Origin of the sequence: Aeromicrobium fastidiosum, from assembly GCF_017876595.1 — a bacterium.
Taxonomy (GTDB): domain Bacteria; phylum Actinomycetota; class Actinomycetes; order Propionibacteriales; family Nocardioidaceae; genus Aeromicrobium; species Aeromicrobium fastidiosum.
The window spans coordinates 3,737,211-3,752,900 of the sequence record NZ_JAGIOG010000001.1; the positions used below are offsets into that span (position 1 = coordinate 3,737,211).

The 15,690-nt window shown below is 70.6% G+C and carries 15 protein-coding genes; 3 read left to right on the forward strand and 12 right to left on the reverse strand.

Annotation, left to right across the window (positions count from 1 at the left end; all coding sequences use genetic code 11):
• The 5 genes from ybeY to hrcA all read right to left on the reverse strand — a co-directional run bounded on the left by ybeY (position 1) and on the right by hrcA (position 4,135).
• Entirely contained in the window at positions 1 to 477 is a 477-nt protein-coding gene (ybeY, locus tag JOF40_RS18640; RefSeq protein ID WP_129182643.1) for an rRNA maturation RNase YbeY, read from the reverse strand.
• Positions 455 to 1,465 (reverse strand): PhoH family protein, encoded by a 1,011-nt coding sequence (locus tag JOF40_RS18645; protein WP_129182645.1) that lies wholly within the window; start codon positions 1,463 to 1,465, stop codon positions 455 to 457. Before JOF40_RS18645 ends, ybeY begins: the two co-directional genes overlap by 23 nt.
• A 65-nt stretch (positions 1,466 to 1,530) precedes the next feature.
• Complete coding sequence (locus JOF40_RS18650; RefSeq protein WP_246152828.1) at positions 1,531 to 1,896, reverse strand: HIT domain-containing protein; 366 nt, start codon at positions 1,894 to 1,896, stop codon at positions 1,531 to 1,533.
• 28 nt (positions 1,897 to 1,924) lie between these two features.
• A complete protein-coding gene (dnaJ, locus tag JOF40_RS18655) occupies positions 1,925 to 3,082 on the reverse strand; it encodes a molecular chaperone DnaJ (protein WP_129182649.1) in 1,158 nt (385 codons plus the stop codon).
• Positions 3,083 to 3,118: 36 nt separating this feature from the next.
• A complete protein-coding gene (gene hrcA, locus JOF40_RS18660; RefSeq protein WP_129182651.1) occupies positions 3,119 to 4,135 on the reverse strand; it encodes a heat-inducible transcriptional repressor HrcA in 1,017 nt (338 codons plus the stop codon).
• A 92-nt stretch (positions 4,136 to 4,227) separates the two neighbouring features.
• On the opposite strand from hrcA, the gene JOF40_RS18665 reads away from it, so the two are divergent.
• Both JOF40_RS18665 and JOF40_RS18670 read left to right on the forward strand, forming a co-directional pair.
• Positions 4,228 to 4,689, forward strand: a complete 462-nt coding sequence (locus tag JOF40_RS18665; protein WP_188111769.1) for a hypothetical protein — start codon at positions 4,228 to 4,230, stop codon at positions 4,687 to 4,689.
• The gene (locus JOF40_RS18670) at positions 4,682 to 5,536 is read left to right on the forward strand and encodes a DUF3097 domain-containing protein (protein ID WP_129182655.1); all 855 of its coding nucleotides are present in this window, start codon (positions 4,682 to 4,684) and stop codon (positions 5,534 to 5,536) included. The genes JOF40_RS18665 and JOF40_RS18670 overlap by 8 nt, the downstream gene beginning before the upstream one ends.
• Before the next feature lie 25 nt (positions 5,537 to 5,561).
• Here the strand turns inward: JOF40_RS18670 and JOF40_RS18675 are convergent, their stop codons facing one another.
• The 7 genes from JOF40_RS18675 to JOF40_RS18705 form a co-directional block, all read right to left on the reverse strand.
• Entirely contained in the window at positions 5,562 to 6,413 is an 852-nt protein-coding gene (locus JOF40_RS18675; RefSeq protein WP_129185981.1) for a CHAP domain-containing protein, read from the reverse strand.
• Positions 6,414 to 6,509: 96 nt separating this feature from the next.
• The gene (gene hemW, locus JOF40_RS18680) at positions 6,510 to 7,673 is read right to left on the reverse strand and encodes a radical SAM family heme chaperone HemW (RefSeq protein ID WP_129182659.1); all 1,164 of its coding nucleotides are present in this window, start codon (positions 7,671 to 7,673) and stop codon (positions 6,510 to 6,512) included.
• A 3-nt stretch (positions 7,674 to 7,676) separates the two neighbouring features.
• Positions 7,677 to 9,512, reverse strand: a complete 1,836-nt coding sequence (locus tag JOF40_RS18685) for an AMP-dependent synthetase/ligase (protein ID WP_129182661.1) — start codon at positions 9,510 to 9,512, stop codon at positions 7,677 to 7,679.
• Between the two features lie 65 nt (positions 9,513 to 9,577).
• Positions 9,578 to 10,216 carry an MOSC domain-containing protein gene (locus JOF40_RS18690; RefSeq protein ID WP_129182663.1) on the reverse strand — a complete coding sequence of 213 codons (639 nt, stop codon included), beginning with the start codon at positions 10,214 to 10,216 and terminating at the stop codon, positions 9,578 to 9,580.
• Positions 10,217 to 10,420: 204 nt separating this feature from the next.
• Positions 10,421 to 13,012 (reverse strand): FtsX-like permease family protein, encoded by a 2,592-nt coding sequence (locus tag JOF40_RS18695; RefSeq protein WP_188111768.1) that lies wholly within the window; start codon positions 13,010 to 13,012, stop codon positions 10,421 to 10,423.
• Positions 13,009 to 13,707 carry an ABC transporter ATP-binding protein gene (locus JOF40_RS18700; protein WP_129182667.1) on the reverse strand — a complete coding sequence of 233 codons (699 nt, stop codon included), beginning with the start codon at positions 13,705 to 13,707 and terminating at the stop codon, positions 13,009 to 13,011. Before JOF40_RS18700 ends, JOF40_RS18695 begins: the two co-directional genes overlap by 4 nt.
• A complete protein-coding gene (locus JOF40_RS18705; RefSeq protein WP_129182669.1) occupies positions 13,704 to 14,252 on the reverse strand; it encodes a PadR family transcriptional regulator in 549 nt (182 codons plus the stop codon). The genes JOF40_RS18700 and JOF40_RS18705 overlap by 4 nt, the downstream gene beginning before the upstream one ends.
• A 128-nt stretch (positions 14,253 to 14,380) precedes the next feature.
• On the opposite strand from JOF40_RS18705, the gene JOF40_RS18710 reads away from it, so the two are divergent.
• A complete protein-coding gene (locus tag JOF40_RS18710) occupies positions 14,381 to 15,619 on the forward strand; it encodes an NAD(P)/FAD-dependent oxidoreductase (protein WP_129182671.1) in 1,239 nt (412 codons plus the stop codon).
• The last annotated feature ends 71 nt before the right edge of the window (positions 15,620 to 15,690 follow it).

Here is a 15,690-nt window from a genome sequence, read left to right on the forward strand (position 1 = left end):
TCACGCGTCTTCGGGGTCGACGCCGGCGGCGGCGCGCTGCCACTCGAGCAGCAGTCGACCCTGGATGCCGAACATCTCCTGGTGCTCCTCCGGCTCGGCGTGGTCGTAGCCGAGCAGGTGCAGGATGCCGTGGACCGTCAGCAGGTCGACCTCGTCCTGCATCGTGTGGCCGGCGGCCGGGGCCTGCTGGTCGGCGACCTGCGGGCACAGCGCGATGTCGCCGAGGTAGCCTTCGGGGCTCACCTCGGTGTCGGTGCCGGGCGTCAGCTCGTCCATCGGGAACGACAGCACGTCGGTCGGGCCCTTCTTGCCCATCCACTGCTCGTTGAGCACCGCGATGGTCTCGGGGTCGACCAGTCGCAGGGTCAACTCGGTGGCGGGGTGCAGCCGCATGCGACGCATCGCGAAACGGCACAGCCGGGTGAGGCCGACGACGTCGACGTCGACCCCAGACTCATTGAGTACGTCGACGTTCATGGGAGCCAGCACCTGCCTCGTGCGCCTCTGCCTCGAACTCGCCGTAGGCGGCGACGATCTGGCCGACCAGCTTGTGGCGGACGACGTCGGTGGCCGACAGGTGGGCGAAGTGGATGTCGCCGACGTCGTCGAGGATGTCCTGGACGACCCGCAGACCGCTCTTGTTGCCGCTCGGCAGGTCGACCTGGGTCACGTCGCCCGTGACGACCATCTTGGAGCCGAAGCCCAGACGGGTCAGGAACATCTTCATCTGCTCGGGCGTCGTGTTCTGCGCCTCGTCGAGGATGATGAACGCGTCGTTGAGCGAGCGTCCGCGCATGTAGGCCAGCGGGGCCACCTCGATGACGCCACCGGTCAGCAGCTTGGGGATCGTCTCGGGGTCGACCATGTCGTGCAGCGCGTCGTACAGCGGCCGCAGGTACGGGTCGATCTTCTCGCTGAGCGAGCCGGGCAGGAAGCCGAGCCGCTCACCGGCCTCGACCGCGGGCCGCGTCAAGATGATGCGGTTGACCTGCTTGGCCTGCAGCGCCTGGACGGCCTTGGCCACGGCGAGGTAAGTCTTGCCGGTGCCGGCGGGCCCGATGCCGAAGACGATCGTGTGCTTGTCGATCGCGTCGACGTAGCGCTTCTGGTTGACCGTCTTGGGCCGGATCGTGCGACCGCGGTTGGACAGGATGTTGAGGCTCAGCACCTCGGCCGGCTTCTCGCGGGTCTCGGTGCGCAGCATCGACACACTGCGCTCGACGGTCTCGCGGCTCAGGTTCTGCCCCGTGCGCAGGATCGTCACGAGCTCGTCGAGCAGACGCTCCACGAGGGCGGCCTCTGAGGGCGGCCCGGTGACCGTGATGGTGTTGCCGCGCGCGTGGATGCGCGACGAGAAGGAGCCCTCGATCAGGCGGAGGAACTCGTCGGCCGGCCCCAGCAGGGCGACGGCCGGGACGCTCGACGGGATGGTGAACGTGTGCGCAGGTTGGATGTCGTCAGTCATGTGCTGTCAATCGTACGCAATCCCCGCGACAGCGTGCGAATCAGCGAGACGTCGAGAGCGGTGGCTCAGCCCGGGGGCCAGTCGAGGCCGCGGCCGGCGAGGACGTGGCCGTGCGCGTGGAAGACCGTCTGACCCGCATCGGCACCCGTGTTGAACACCAGGCGGTAGGAGTCGTGGCCCTCCCCCATCGCGATGCGGCGGGTCTCGACCAGCAGGGCCGCGGCGGCCTCGGGCGAGGCGAGCGCGAGGCTCGCTACGTCGGGCGCGTGCAGGCGGGGGATGACCAGGACGTGCGTGGGTGCCTGCGGGTTGATGTCGCGGAACGCCACGGTGTACTCGGTGGTCGACACGATCTCGGCCGGGATGTCGCCGGCCACGATCTTGCAGAACAGGCAGTCGGGCACGGCGTCGAGGCCCTCGCCGTCGCTCACTTGCATCTCCTTCGTTCAGTTCGCAAGCTCACTTGAAAGCGTCCTTGATCTTGTGGAAGACACCCTTGTGGTGGGTGCCCATGAGCGCCTCGGGACGCTCCTCGTCGCGCAGCTTCGCGAGCTGCTCGAGCAGGACGCGCTGCTCGTCGTCGATGCGCGAGGGCGTCTCGACGACGACCTGCACCTTGAGGTCTCCGCGACCCGAGCCACGCAGCCGGGGCACGCCCACGCCCTTGATCGTCATCGTCTCGCCCGACTGGGTGCCGGCGGGGACGTCGAGCCCGACGGTGCGGTCGGCCTCGGCCGTGCCGGCCACATCGGCCTCGAGCGTCGGGATGTCGAGGTGCGTGCCGAGCGCCGCGGCGGTCATCGGCACGGCGACCTGGCAGAACAGCTGGTCGCCCTTGCGCTGGAAGACGGGGTGACGGGCCACGTTGATCTCGAGGTAGAGGTCTCCGGCAGGTCCCCCACCGGGGCCGACCTCGCCCTCGCCGCCGAGCTGGATGCGGGTTCCCTGGTCGACGCCGGCCGGGATCGTGACCGAGATCGAGCGACGCGACCGCACACGGCCCTCGCCGGCGCACTCGGGGCACGGATCGGGGATGACGGTGCCGAAGCCGTGGCACGTGGGGCACGGGCGGGACGTGCGGATGTCGCCGAGCAGCGAGCGCTGGACGTGCTGGACGTCGCCGTGGCCGTGGCACGTGCGGCACGTCTCGGGCTGCGACCCATTGGCCGCGCCGCTGCCCTCGCACGTCGTGCAGGTCACCGCGGTGTCGACCTTGATGTCGTGCGTGACGCCGAAGGCCGCCTCGGCCAGGTCGACGTCGAGACGCAGCAGGGCGTCCTGGCCCCGCTGCTGGCGTGGACGCGGACCCCGCTGGCCGTTCTGGCCGAAGAAGGCATCCATGATGTCGTCGAAGTTGAAGCCCTGACCGCCGCCGCCGAAGCCAGCTCCCCCTCCGCCGCCCCTCATGGGATCGCCGCCGCGGTCGAAGACCGACCGCTTCTGCGGATCGGACAGCACCTCGTACGCGATCGTCAGCTCCTTGAACTTGTCGGAGGCGTCGGGCGCGTCGTTGACGTCGGGGTGGTACTGACGTGCGAGCTTGCGATAGGCCTTCTTGACCTCTTCGGGGGTCGCCTCGCGGGCGACGCCCAGCGTTGCGTAGTAGTCCTGTGCCATGGGTGCTCGATAGCCCTTACGTGAGGCGGTCAGATGTCAGTTGTCGGCCAGCGTGCGGCCGACGTAGCGGGCGACGGCGCCGACGGCGGCCATCGTCGCGGGATAGTCCATGCGGGTGGGTCCGACGGTGCCGAGCGTCGCGAGCGCCAGGTCGTCCGCCCCGTAGGCGGACGACACGACGGCCGTGCTCGACAGTCCCTCGTGCCCCGTCTCGGTGCCGATGCGGACGGACAGGCCGCTCGTGGCCTCGCCCAGCAGCTTGAGCAGCACGACCTGCTCCTCCATCGCCTCGAGCACCGGCTTGATCGCGGTGTCGAAGTCGCTGCCGAAGCGGGCGAGGTTGGCGGTGCCGCCGACGGCGATGCGCTCGTCGGACCGCTCGTTGCTGAACGTGTGGGTCAGGGTCGTCACGATCGACGTGACGACCGGACGGTCGTTGGCCGCGAAGGTCTCGATCATGTCGGCCAGCCGCAGGGACGCCTCGGGAAGCCGCTCGCCCACCGTCGCCCGCGCGATGCGGGTGCGCATCTCGGCGACGAGCTCGGTGTCGGGGGTCTCGACCAGCTCGATGATGCGCTGCTCGACGCGTCCGCTGCTCGTGATGACGACCAGCAGCACACGCGAGCCCTCGAGCGCCACGAGCTCGATGTGGCGGACCGTGGACCGGGTCAGCGACGGGTACTGCACGATCGCGACCTGGTTGGTCAGCTGCGCCAGCACCTTGACGCTGCGCTGCACGACGTCGTCGACGTCGACCGCCCCGGTGAGGAAGGTCTCGATGGCCCGCCGCTCGGCCGGCGACAGCGCCTTGACGGTCGAGAGCCGGTCGACGAACAGCCGGTAGCCCTTGTCGGTGGGGATGCGGCCGGCACTGGTGTGGGGCTGCGTGATGTAGCCCTCGTCCTCGAGCGCCGCCATGTCGTTGCGGATCGTGGCGGGCGAGACGCCCAGCTGGTGGCGGTCGAGCAGCGACCGGGAGCCGACCGGCTCCTGGGTGGCGACGTAGTCCTCGACGATGGCGCGCAGCACGTCGAGCCTGCGGTCGTCTGACATGTGTCTTCTCCTTCGTGGCCTCGTCGTGATCGTCACCGGATGTTCAGCGCGTCGTCCTGGCACTCGCACCGGCCAAGTGCCAGTCTAACGACGTGGAGGGAATCAGCGAGACCCCTGACGGCCACGTGCGCGTGGTCGGCGATGAGCGATCCCTCACATTCGAGCCACGCCGCGTCGTCCTCGATGACGGCACCGCCGTCGCGCACGAGTCGCAGGGCGGCGAGATGTCGTCCGTGTGGGCGGCCGACCTGGGTGGCGGCGTGTTCGTCGAGGTCGCCCACCTGGGCGACGGACCCGTGGGCGGCGAGCTGGTCATGACCGTCACCCGGCTGGGCGGCGACGGCGGGGCACGACGCCACGTCGCGTTCGGCGAGCTCTGGGCGGCGGACCTGCCAGCGGTGGTGCCACCGTCGTGGCCCGTCGCGGTCGACCTCGCGCTGGGCCTGCTCGACGGTGACGTGCAGGTGCTCGGCACGTCGCGCGACGGGGTCCCGCTCACCAAGGACGATCTAGAGGACCTGCACCAACGACTCCTGGGGGCCCTGCATGGCTGATCGTGGCAGCATCGACCGTTACGGCAGCGACGTGCTGTCCGGCGACTGGAAGAAACCGCCGAGAGGACGCTCCGAGGAGATGGTCGTCGAGCGCGGCATGATCGTGGAGGACGCCACGAGCGGCTTCTGCGGCGAGGTCATGGCCGTCGAGAAGGACCTCGGCATGATGATCCTCGAGGACCGCAGGCTCAAGCGCCGCTCGTTCCCCCTCGGCCCGGGCTACCTCGTGGAGGGCAAGCCCGTCGTGCTGCGCCCCCCGTCGGCCGGCACGCAGCACCTGGCCACTCGCACCGCCTCGGGCTCGCGCGCCGTCAAGGGCGCGAAGGCACGTGTCGCCCTGCCCAGCCGCATCTTCGTGGAGGGCCGGCACGATGCCGAGCTGGTCGAGCGCGTGTGGGGCGACGACCTGCGCATCGAGGGCGTCGCGGTGGAGTACCTCGGCGGCATCGACGACCTGTCGGCGATCGTCGACGAGTTCGCGCCGACGCACGAGCGACGTCTCGGTGTGCTGGTCGACCATCTCGTGCCGGGCTCCAAGGAGACCCGCATCGCCGAGCAGGTGTCGGGACGCCCGCACGTCCTCGTGGTCGGGCACCCGTACGTCGACGTCTGGCAGTCGATCAAGCCCGCCCGGCTCGGCATCGAGCAGTGGCCCGTCATCCCGCGCGGCCAGGACTGGAAGCACGGCATCTGCCGTGAGCTCGGCTGGCCGCACACCGACCAGGCCGACATCGCCCGCGCCTGGAAGCACATCCTCAGTCGCGTCGACTCCTACGCCGATCTCGAGCCGGAGTTCCTCGGCCGGGTCGAGGAGCTCATCGACTTCGTGACGGTGCCCTCGACCTGACCGCTCAGCGCTCTCACGGGCCGACCTAGCCGATCGTCACCGGTGCACTGCCGAGCAGGACGTCCCCGCCTGCCGTGCCCGGCGTGTTGAGCGCGTAGACGAACACCGACGTCGCACCGCGTGAGCGCAGCGTCGCCAGGCGCTCGAACCGGAAGAACTCCGTGCTGAAGCGGACGGTCTCGACCCCGGGGGTCTCCCGCGGCCCGCCCACCGTCACGAGGTACTCGCGGGCACCGGCCTTCGTGTCCGGCTCGCTGGCCGTGGCCGAGAGCCTGATCTTTCCCGCTCCCTCCGAGCGCGCCCACAGCATCTTGCCCTGTGGCGACCCGTCGCCTTCTCTGAAGTGGATGAAGCCGGACGGCCAGGCTGCGCCGTTGCGGCGGAGCACCCGCCACATGAAGGTGCCGCCCAGGTGATCCTCCGAGATGACGATCGATCCGTCGGGACGCACCGCCTCGACGTAGGCGACGTGGCCTCCCGGCGACGCGCCGTGGTAGCCCGGCTTCCACCACGCCACCGACCCGACCCTGGGCTTGCCGGAGACGGGGATGCCCGCACTCCGGGCGGCAGCGCCCCACGTGCCTGATCCGTTGGCACCGGGTGGACGCGCGACCGTCCGGCCGTTCGTCAGGCGGTAGCCGACGTAGTTGGTGCAGTTGTGCCCCGCCCGCATGTTCCAGAACGAGCCGCGATACACCGGGGCGTAGCCGGCGTGGCTGCGCCCCTGCTTGGCACACGCCGTGAATCCCTTGCACAGCGTCGTCGAGCTGGCCGACGCCGCCTCTGCCGGTGCCGCCGAGACGACACCCACCATCACCAGTGCTGTGGCCGTGGCGAGTGCTCCCAGCACCCGGACGAGCCGACACGTGTACGACATCTCCCTCACCCGCTCCCCTGTTACATCGGGTCCACTCCCATAGACCCGCTCCCTGGGGACGACGGTATGACGTAAATCACGGTTACGAGACTTGATTTACTCAATAAATTTTCGGACGACCGCGTCCGCGAGCAGACGGCCCGTAAGTGTCAGGACCAGATGCTCGTCGACGATCGTCACGAGAGCGCTGTCCACCAGCTCCGCGACCTCGCTGCGGGCGCCCGGACCGAGTGCCGAGAGCGCCAGTCCCGACCGCAGCCGGGTCTCGAGCATGATGCGCTCCGTGCGGGCCGTCGGCGCATCGATCGTCTCGCCGTCGTGGCGCGGGCTCTCCCCCGCGGCGAGTCGCTGTGCGTAGGCGGCGGGGTGCTTGACGTTCCACCACCGCTCGCCGGCCAGGTGCGAGTGCGCCCCCGGGCCGATGCCGAACCAGTCGTCGCTGTGCCAGTAGAGGACGTTGTGACGGCACTGCGCCGCCGCGTCGCGCGCCCAGTTGGACAGCTCGTACCAGCCGAGGCCGGCACCTGTGAGCAGCTCGTCGGCCAGCAGGTACTTGTCGGCGGTCTCGTCGTCGTCGGGCATGACGACCTCGCCGCGCCGCACCTTGCGTGCGAAGGCCGTCCCCTGCTCGACGATCAGCGCGTAGGCGCTGACGTGGTCGGGCCCCAGGGCAACGGCCTGCTCGAGGCTGGTGCGCCAGTCGTCCATCGACTCCCCCGGCGTGCCGTAGATCAGGTCGACGCTGACCTGCTCGAAGCCGGCCTCCCGCGCCCATCGCACCGCCTGGGGGACGTTGGCGGGGTCGTGCGTGCGCTCGAGCGTCGCCAGCACGTGCGGGACGGCCGACTGGACGCCGAACGAGATGCGGTTGAACCCGCCGCGGCGCAGCGTCGCCAGCGACTCGGGGGTCACGGAGTCGGGATTGGCCTCGGTCGTCACCTCGACGCCGTCGGCCAGACCTATCGTGTCGTCGATCGCGGCGAGCATCCGCACCAGGTCGTCGGCCGGCAGCTGCGTCGGCGTGCCGCCCCCGAAGAACACCGTCTCGGCGCTGCGGCCGCCGGCACCCGGTGCCGACCGGACGATCTCGGCGATCGCGGTGTCGGCGTACGACGCCCTCGTCGCACCCTCTCCGAGCTCGTCGGCGGTGTAGGTGTTGAAGTCGCAGTAGCCGCACCGCACCGAGCAGAACGGCACGTGCACGTAGACGCCGAGAGCCCGATCCCGCGTGGACGGGGTCGGGCTCTCGGCGTATGGCACCCGCTAAGCGTAGAAGCCGTCGAGGATGGCCTGGTTGTTGGCTTCGACGACGTTGCGCTTGACCTTCATGCTGGGCGTGATCTCACCGGACTCGATCGACAGGTCGTGGTCGAGGATCGCGAACTTCTTGATCGTCTCCCAGCGGTTGACCTTGCTGTTGAGCTCGTCGATCTGGGCCTGCACGACCTCACGCATCTGCGGCGAGCTGACGACCTCGGTGTAGGACTTGCCCTCCATGCCGTGGTGGGTGGCCCACTCGGCGACCGCGTCGGGGTCGAGGGTGATGAGCGCGGAGCAGAAGTTGCGCTCGTTGCCGTGCACCAGGATCTGGCTCGTGAGGGCGCTGATGCCCTTGAACATGCCCTCGATGTGCGGCGGCGCCACGTACTTGCCGCCGGAGGTCTTGAACAGCTCCTTCTTGCGTCCGGTGATGAACAAGAAGCCGTCCTCGTCGATGCGCCCCTCGTCGCCGGTGTGGAGCCACCCCTCGTCGGTCAGCGTGGACGCGCTCTCGGTGTCGAGGTTGTGGTATCCGCGCATGACGTGCGGACCCTTGATGAGGACTTCGCCATCCTCGGCGATCTTGGCCTCGCTGCCCGGGAACGCCATGCCGACCGACCCGATCTTGAAGTTGTCGGGCTGGTTGACGAAGGCACCGGCGGAGTTCTCGGTGAGTCCGTAGCCCTCCAGGATCAGGACCCCGGCGGCGTGGAACCACTCGGCAATGTCGGGCGACAGGGCCGCCGCACCGGAGATGAAGAACCGGACGCGTCCGCCGAAGCGGGCCCGGACCTTGGAGAAGACGAGCTTGTCGGCGACCGCGAACTGCGCCTTGAGCACCGGCGAGACCGGCTTGCCAGAACGGACCGCTCGTGAGTGCGCGATACCGACCTTCTCGGCCCACTTGAAGATCTTGAGCTTCGCGCCACCCTCGGCCTCGGTCATGCCGACGATGCGGCCGTAGGCCTTCTCGAAGATGCGGGGGGCGGCGCCCATGAACGTCGGCCGGACCACGGCCAGGTTGTCGACGATCCGTGGGACGCGACCGTCGATCGCCGTCGCGAAGCCGATCGCGAGCTGCGTCGACAGCAGGACCTTGCCGAACGAGTGGGCCATCGGCAGCCACAGGAACTGCAGATCGTCCTCGGAGAGGATGTCCGCGGCGACCATGACGTAGCCCTCGTAGACCCATCCGTCGTGGGCCAGGCGCACGCCCTTGGGACGGCCGGTCGTGCCTGACGTGTAGATCAGCGTCGCGAGCGAGTCGCCGGTCGTGGCCGCGACGCGGTCCTCGACGACGGTCGGGTGATCGGCCAGGTGCTTCTCGCCCAAGGCCTCGAGATCGTCGAAGCTGATGACCCAGTCGCCATCCGCGGTGCCGTCGAACACGACGACCTTGGAGACCGAGGGCAGCTCGGAGTGCTTCTCGCGCAGCTTGGCGACCTGCTCGTCGTCCTCGGCGAACACGACCTTGCTGTCGGAGTCGGCCAGGATGTAGGCGACGTCGGCGGCCATCGTGGTCGGGTAGACGGTCGTCGTCGCGGCGCCGGCGGCGTTGGTGGCCAGGTCCGACAGGATCCACTCCAGGCGAGTGCCGGACGCGATCGCGACACGCTCCTCGGGCTGGATGCCGAGCGACACCAGACCTGCAGCCAGTCGGGTCACGCGCTCGCCCGTCTGGGCCCAGGTCAGCGACTGCCAGTTCTCGTTCTCGTCGGGGTAGCGGTACGCCTCCCGGGGCCCGCTCTTCTTGACGCGGTCGAAGAACATCGACGAGACGCTGGTGGGCCGGTCTTCGATGATTTTCAGCTGTTCGGGAGTGACGACTGCTGCTGGCATCTGGTGATCCTTCACACTGACGTACTGCGGGAATGTGGTGCCGATCACGATAACCTACCGGCCGGTCACTTCGGGCGGTCGTTGCGTCGTTCACCCAACCGCCGGGCCACGAACGAGTCGATGCGCGGCTCGGCGGCGAGTGACGCGATGAGGGCCCGCTCCGTCGTGAGGGCCCGGAACAGCAGCTCGACCGTGATGTCGTGGTCACGGCGCTCGACAACCTCGATCGCGTCGCCCGTCATGACCTCGCCCGGCTCCAGCACCCGCAGGTACGGGCCGGGCATGTGCCCGAGCGTGAAGCGCCTGACCCACTGCGGCTCGTCGAGGAAGCCCTGGAACACCGAGCACGGGATGCGGACGCCGGCGATCTCGAGCAGCGCGCCGCCGACGCGCCACCGGTCACCGGCGCGCGCCTGCGTCAGGTCGATGCCGCTCGTCGTGAGGTTCTCGCCGAACTGGCCGGGGACGAGGGTCCGGCCCAGCTCGTGCGACCAGGTCTGCAGGTCTTCTGCGGAGTACGCGTAGACCGCCTGGTCGGGACCGCCGTGGAAGACCTGGTCGGCGATCTCGTCGCCCGCGAGGCCCGCCGGACCGATGTGCACCGGGCCGGCGACCGGACGTTTGTCGATCGCGCTGCGCCCGAGCTTGCCCCACGGCACGTCGACCGTCCTGCCGACGTTGACCGACTCGACCTGGGCTGACATGGCTCGAGCCTAGCGACGCCCCGACCCGCGACGTGTGACGCTCACGGCCCTTGCGCGACCCGTTGGTGCCGTCTGCGTCACACGTCGGGGCTCATGCCCTGGTCGTGGGTGCCGACACCGCCCGTTGCGCCTGCCGGATCGCGACGAGCCGGGCGATGCGGCGGCGGACGGCAGCCCGGCGCAGGCGCTGATCCCGATGGGTGCTCATGCGGTCCGCCGATCGACGTGGGGGCGGCTGCGGGTCACGGCCGCCGTCACCGCCGCGACGACGACGGGCACCACGACGACCAGGATGACCAGCAACGACCACGGCACGTCGACGACGAGGCCACGCGAGGTGTGGCCGGTCAGGGACCGTGCGGCCGCGATGCCGGGGACGAACCCGACAACGACCCCCAGCGCCGCCCCGACGAAGGAGAGCACACCGGCCTGCGAGGCCGCCACCAGCCGACGGATGCTCGGCGACGCACCGACGGCACTCAGCGTGGCGAGATCTGGCCGCGCGTCGCTGAGCGCCAACCCCGTGGCGCTGAAGGTGCCGATGCAGATCGCGATGGCGCCCATGACGGCCAGGAGGATGAACACCGTGCGGAACTCCGAGCTGGGCGGCCCCACGACGTCGACGGCACCGGCGACAGGATCTGCCGCGATGACCGCTGCGCGGACCGCCGAGACCGGCAGGTCGTCGACGGGTCTGCTGGACCGGGCCGAGTTCGTCGACGTGGGCAGTCCGAGCCTGTCGGCCGTCGCCTGCGAGACCACCGCGCCGGCGACGACCGGCTCCGGTCCCTGCGGGACGGACCCGCTGCCGAGGTCGGCGGCGACGGCCGACACCCGGACAATCTTTTCCGGCCGCGACACGGTGCTCGTGACGATCTCGGTGGTGTGACCACTGATCATCTGCCGATCGGCCACGAGCGCCCCGCCCCGGTCGAGCACCGCCTGTTGCGCGGCGGTGATCGGCACGTTCCATGCCCGCAGGGTCGCAGCGTCGGCCACGGCGACATCACGGCTGTTGGACGCGCCAGGGTAGGCCGGATTCGGCACCAGCACGTGCGCCTGCACATCGTCGCCGCTCACCGCGTCGTCGCCGGCGGCCGACGGATCGTAGAGTCCCGCGCCGAGCGTTGTGAGCGGTGTGAACGTGGCACCGCCGGCCTTCTCGGCGGCGGTAACCGCGGCCTGCATGCTCGACGTCGTCGCCGTAAGCGTGACCGTGCCGAGCGGGGCGGCGTACTCGTAGTCGCGCGAGCGCTCCGCGGCGTCGCTCGACGAGGCGACCGCCAGCGCCGTCACCGCCGACACGGAGGCCATGATGGCAGCGATCGCCGGGGCGCTGCGCGACCGGTGCCGGTCGGTGTCGCGCAGGGCGATGCGCACAGGCAGGGGCATGTGCCGCGCGATACGGGCGATGACGCTGATGATCCACGGCGTCATGAACGTCGCACCGACGACCGCCACGATAGTGCGGATGGCAATCGTGAACTCGCCGTTGAAGGCCGCGTTGCGCGCCTTCGCCGCGCCGACCAGGCCGAACAGCAGCAGGGCCAGGCCGAACAGCGGCCAGCCGCGTGACACCTTGGGCTCTGCGGACCGTCCCGACAGGGCCGCGATCACGTCGCTCCGCGCGGCCTGTCGCGCCGGCGCGAGAGCTGCCACGACCGAGGCGAAGACGCCCAGTGCGGCCGCGGCGGCGATGGCCGGCCAGATCACCTGGAAGGGCCCGAAACCGGTGTCGAAGACCGTGACGGCGAACCGCACGGCCCCCCAGGCGATCGGGACGGAGGCCAGGGCGGCGATGGCGCTGGTCACGACGCCCAGCACGAGCGCCTGCGCGAGCACGATGCGGCGCAGGTCGCCGGGACTTCCGCCGGCGGCGGCCAGCGTGGCGAGCTCCTGCCTCTGCCGCCGGACCCCGACGGCGAACGCCGGCCCCGCCAGCAGGACGACCTCGATCACGAGCGCGATCACCACGATGGCGATGAGCTGCCTGACGAGCTCGTCCTGCGTCGATGACATGTCGGCGTACTGCTGGGCGGCAGGCGGCGGATCGAGCACCACCTGCCGCGAGATCACGATGAACCCCTCGGCGTTCCAGCGCATGGTGTCGGACCAGGTGACCGGCCGATCGCGATCCAGCAGGATCTCCAGCGTCTCGGTCTGCACTGCCGACGACGGCGACACCGCGACCGCTCGGTCGCGGGGATGCTCCCCGACCGTGCCGACCGAGCCGATGCCGACGACCTTCAGGCGCAGGCCACCGACGATCACGGTCCGGCCGATGCGGGCACCGTCCTGGGCGAGCGCAGGTGTGACGACCACGTCATCGGCCGTGCGCGGCTGACGCCCTGACTCGAGCACCGTCAGCCCGCGGGTGGCCGGCGCGTCGAAGTCGGTCTTGAGCACGTCGACGTCCCATCCGCGCGAACCGATGACGAGTCGTCCGTAGCCCCGGTGGACGGGCGTGAGCCGCCCACCGCTGAGGGCGGCGAGGCTCGGCGCGACGTCGTCGAACGCACGGGGCTCGCCGGTGCCCTCATAACTCTGCGAATCGGCGTCAGGACTCTGTGTCGCCGCCCCGTCGACCGGCAGGACGATCGCCTCGGCAGCGCCGAGGCGGGCAGGCAGGGACTCGGCCGGAGACACGTCGTGCGTGGCGATCATCGTGGCAGCGAGCGCCGACAACAGCACCGGGATACCGACGAGCGCCATGGCCAGGGCGCTGCGGGCCGGGTGCCGCAGGAGCTCGCGCATCGCCATGCGCAGGGCCGGGCGCCACCGGTTCACGATCGTCATGCGGTGACCGCTCCCGCGCTGTCGACGACCCGGCCGTCGCGCACGAAGACGATCCGGTCGGCCCATGCCGCGTGTCGGGAGTCGTGGGTCACCAGCACCCCGGCGGCACCCGCATCGATCCGCTCACGCAGGACCCGCAGGACCCCCTCGCCCGTCCGCGAGTCGAGCGCCCCGGTCGGCTCGTCGGCCAGGAGGAGCCGGCGCGGTCCGACGAGAGCTCTTGCGATCGCGATGCGCTGACGCTGGCCACCGGAGAGAGAGTCGGGAAAGCGTCCGGCTGCCGCCTCGAGGCCGACTCCGGCCAAGGCGACGAGTGCCGCCTCCCGAGACTCGGTCTGGCCGGTCCCGGCGAGCTCGAGAGGCAGGGAGACGTTCTCGGCGGCGGTCAGGGTCGGGATGAGGTTGAGCTCCTGGAAGACGTAGCCCACCGATCCGCGGCGCAGCGCCGCCAGAGCACGCTGGTTCATCCCGCCGAGCTGACGCCCTTCGATCATCACCTCACCCGACGTGGGGGTGTCGAGGCCCCCGGCGAGGTGCAGCAGCGTCGACTTGCCCGAGCCCGACGGCCCCATGACCGCGACGAGCTCCCCTGCGGACACGTCGAGATCGACACCGGCCAGGGCATGCACTGCCGTCTCGCCGCTGCCGTGCGTACGCGTCACCTGACGCATCGACAGGATCGGGTCGGGTGTCATGCGTTCTCCTGGGGTATGAGGGGGTGGTCCGAGGGCGCGGACTGGGACAGGCGTCCCTCGACGTGGTCGAGCCAGCGCACGAGCGCCTCGGCGTCGAAGATGCGGCGTTCGAGGACGAGCTCGGAGGCGAGGTCGCGAGGCCCGCGTCGCTTCTCGGCAGTCAGCTCCTGCAGGCGCTGCATGCCGGCGGCGCGCTGGCGCTGCACGACGTCGGCGACGTCGACGCCCGGCATCGTGACGCCGAGGGCCAGCTTGATCGTCAGCTCGTCGCGCGGATCGGACGTGGGCGGGGCCGCGCTCGACCACCAGGCGGCGACCTCGGCGCGGCCGGCGTCGGTCAGCGCGTACTCCTTGCGCCCCTCGTCGTCGGGCTCGACGTCGTCCTCGACGAGTCCGTCGCGCTGGAGGCGGGCGATCGTCGTGTAGACCTGTCCGATGTTGAGCGGCCAGGTGCCACCTGTGCGGTCCTCGAACTCCGAGCGCAGCTGGGCGCCGTACATCGGTCGCTGCGACAGCAACGCCAGAATTCCCTGTCGGACCGACACGACCCACCTCCCTGCATACTCAGTATGTAACGATGAACATACTGAGTATGCGTGATCGCGTCAACCCCAGACGCTCCCTCCAGTCCGTGCGGGATGCCGTGGTGCCCGGTCGGTGCGATGGTGACCCCATGACGGATCAGGTGGACGTGGTCGTGGTGGGCGCGGGACTAGCGGGACTGGCCTGCGCGGGACGACTGCAGGGCGGCGGCATCGACGCACGGGTCCTCGAGGCGGCCGACAAGGTGGGCGGCCGCGTGCGCACCGAGGTCGTCGACGGGCATCTGTGCGACGTCGGCTTCCAGCTGCTCAACCCGGCCTACCCCGCCGTCAAGGAGCTCGTCGACGTAGAGGCCCTGCAGCTCCAACCGTTCGCGGCCGGGGTGCGCGTGCGCAGCGGCGACACCGCCCTGACGCTCGGCGACCCCCGGCGCGAGCCGCGACTGCTGGCGTCGACCCTGCGCAGCGGGCTGCTGCGACCCAGGGAGCTCGCCGGCCTGGCGCGCTGGGCGGCACCGGTGCTGGGCGGCGAGCGGCGCATCATGCGGGGCGACGACGCCACCCTGGCGGAGTCGCTCGACGCCGCCGGCGTGCACGGGCCCTTGCGCGTGCAGGTGCTGGAGCCGTTCTTGGCCGGCGTCCTGGCCGAGGGCACCGGTGCCACGTCGGCCCGCTACGCCCGCCTGCTGATCCGGTGGTTCCTGCTCGGCACGCCGGCCCTGCCCCGCGACGGCATGCGGGCCCTGCCCGCCCAGCTCGCCACGTCGCTGACGCGGCCGGCCGAGACCGGCGTGCGGGTCGTGGGCATCGACCGGACCTCGTCAGGCGTCACGGTGCGCACCACGACGGGGTCGATCGACGCCCGGGCCGTCGTCGTCGCCACCGACGTCGACGACGCCACCGGACTGGGCGTGGAGCCCGGTGCCCCGCCGGTCGGCGGTCTGGTGACGTGGTGGTTCAGCACGCCGGCCGGGATGTCGCAGGACCGGCTGCTCGTCCTGGACGGCGACCGTGGGCCGGTCGTCAACTCGGCGGTCGTCTCGGCCGCGGCTCCCAGCTACGCCCCGCCCGGACGCGATCTCGTGCAGGTCACGACGCTGGCAGGTGCAGGGCTGACCGACGCGGGAGCACTGGCCGAGGCGGCCCGGCTGTGGCGCACCGACGTCGCCGGCTGGGACCTCCTGGTGCGACACGACGTCGTCAGGGCGCTGCCGAGGGCCGTTCCGCCTCTCGACCTGCGGCGGCCCTCCGACCTCGGTGGTGGCGTCTTCGTCTGCGGCGACCACCGCGACACCCCGTCGATCCAGGGTGCGCTGGCGTCAGGGCAGCGCACGGCCGGCGACGTGGCCACGGCCCTCGGCGCGCGCTGACGTCCACCCTCGTCCGCGCTGTGTGACGCTGACGGCATCATCGAGGCGCGACAACGCCGTCAGCGTCACAG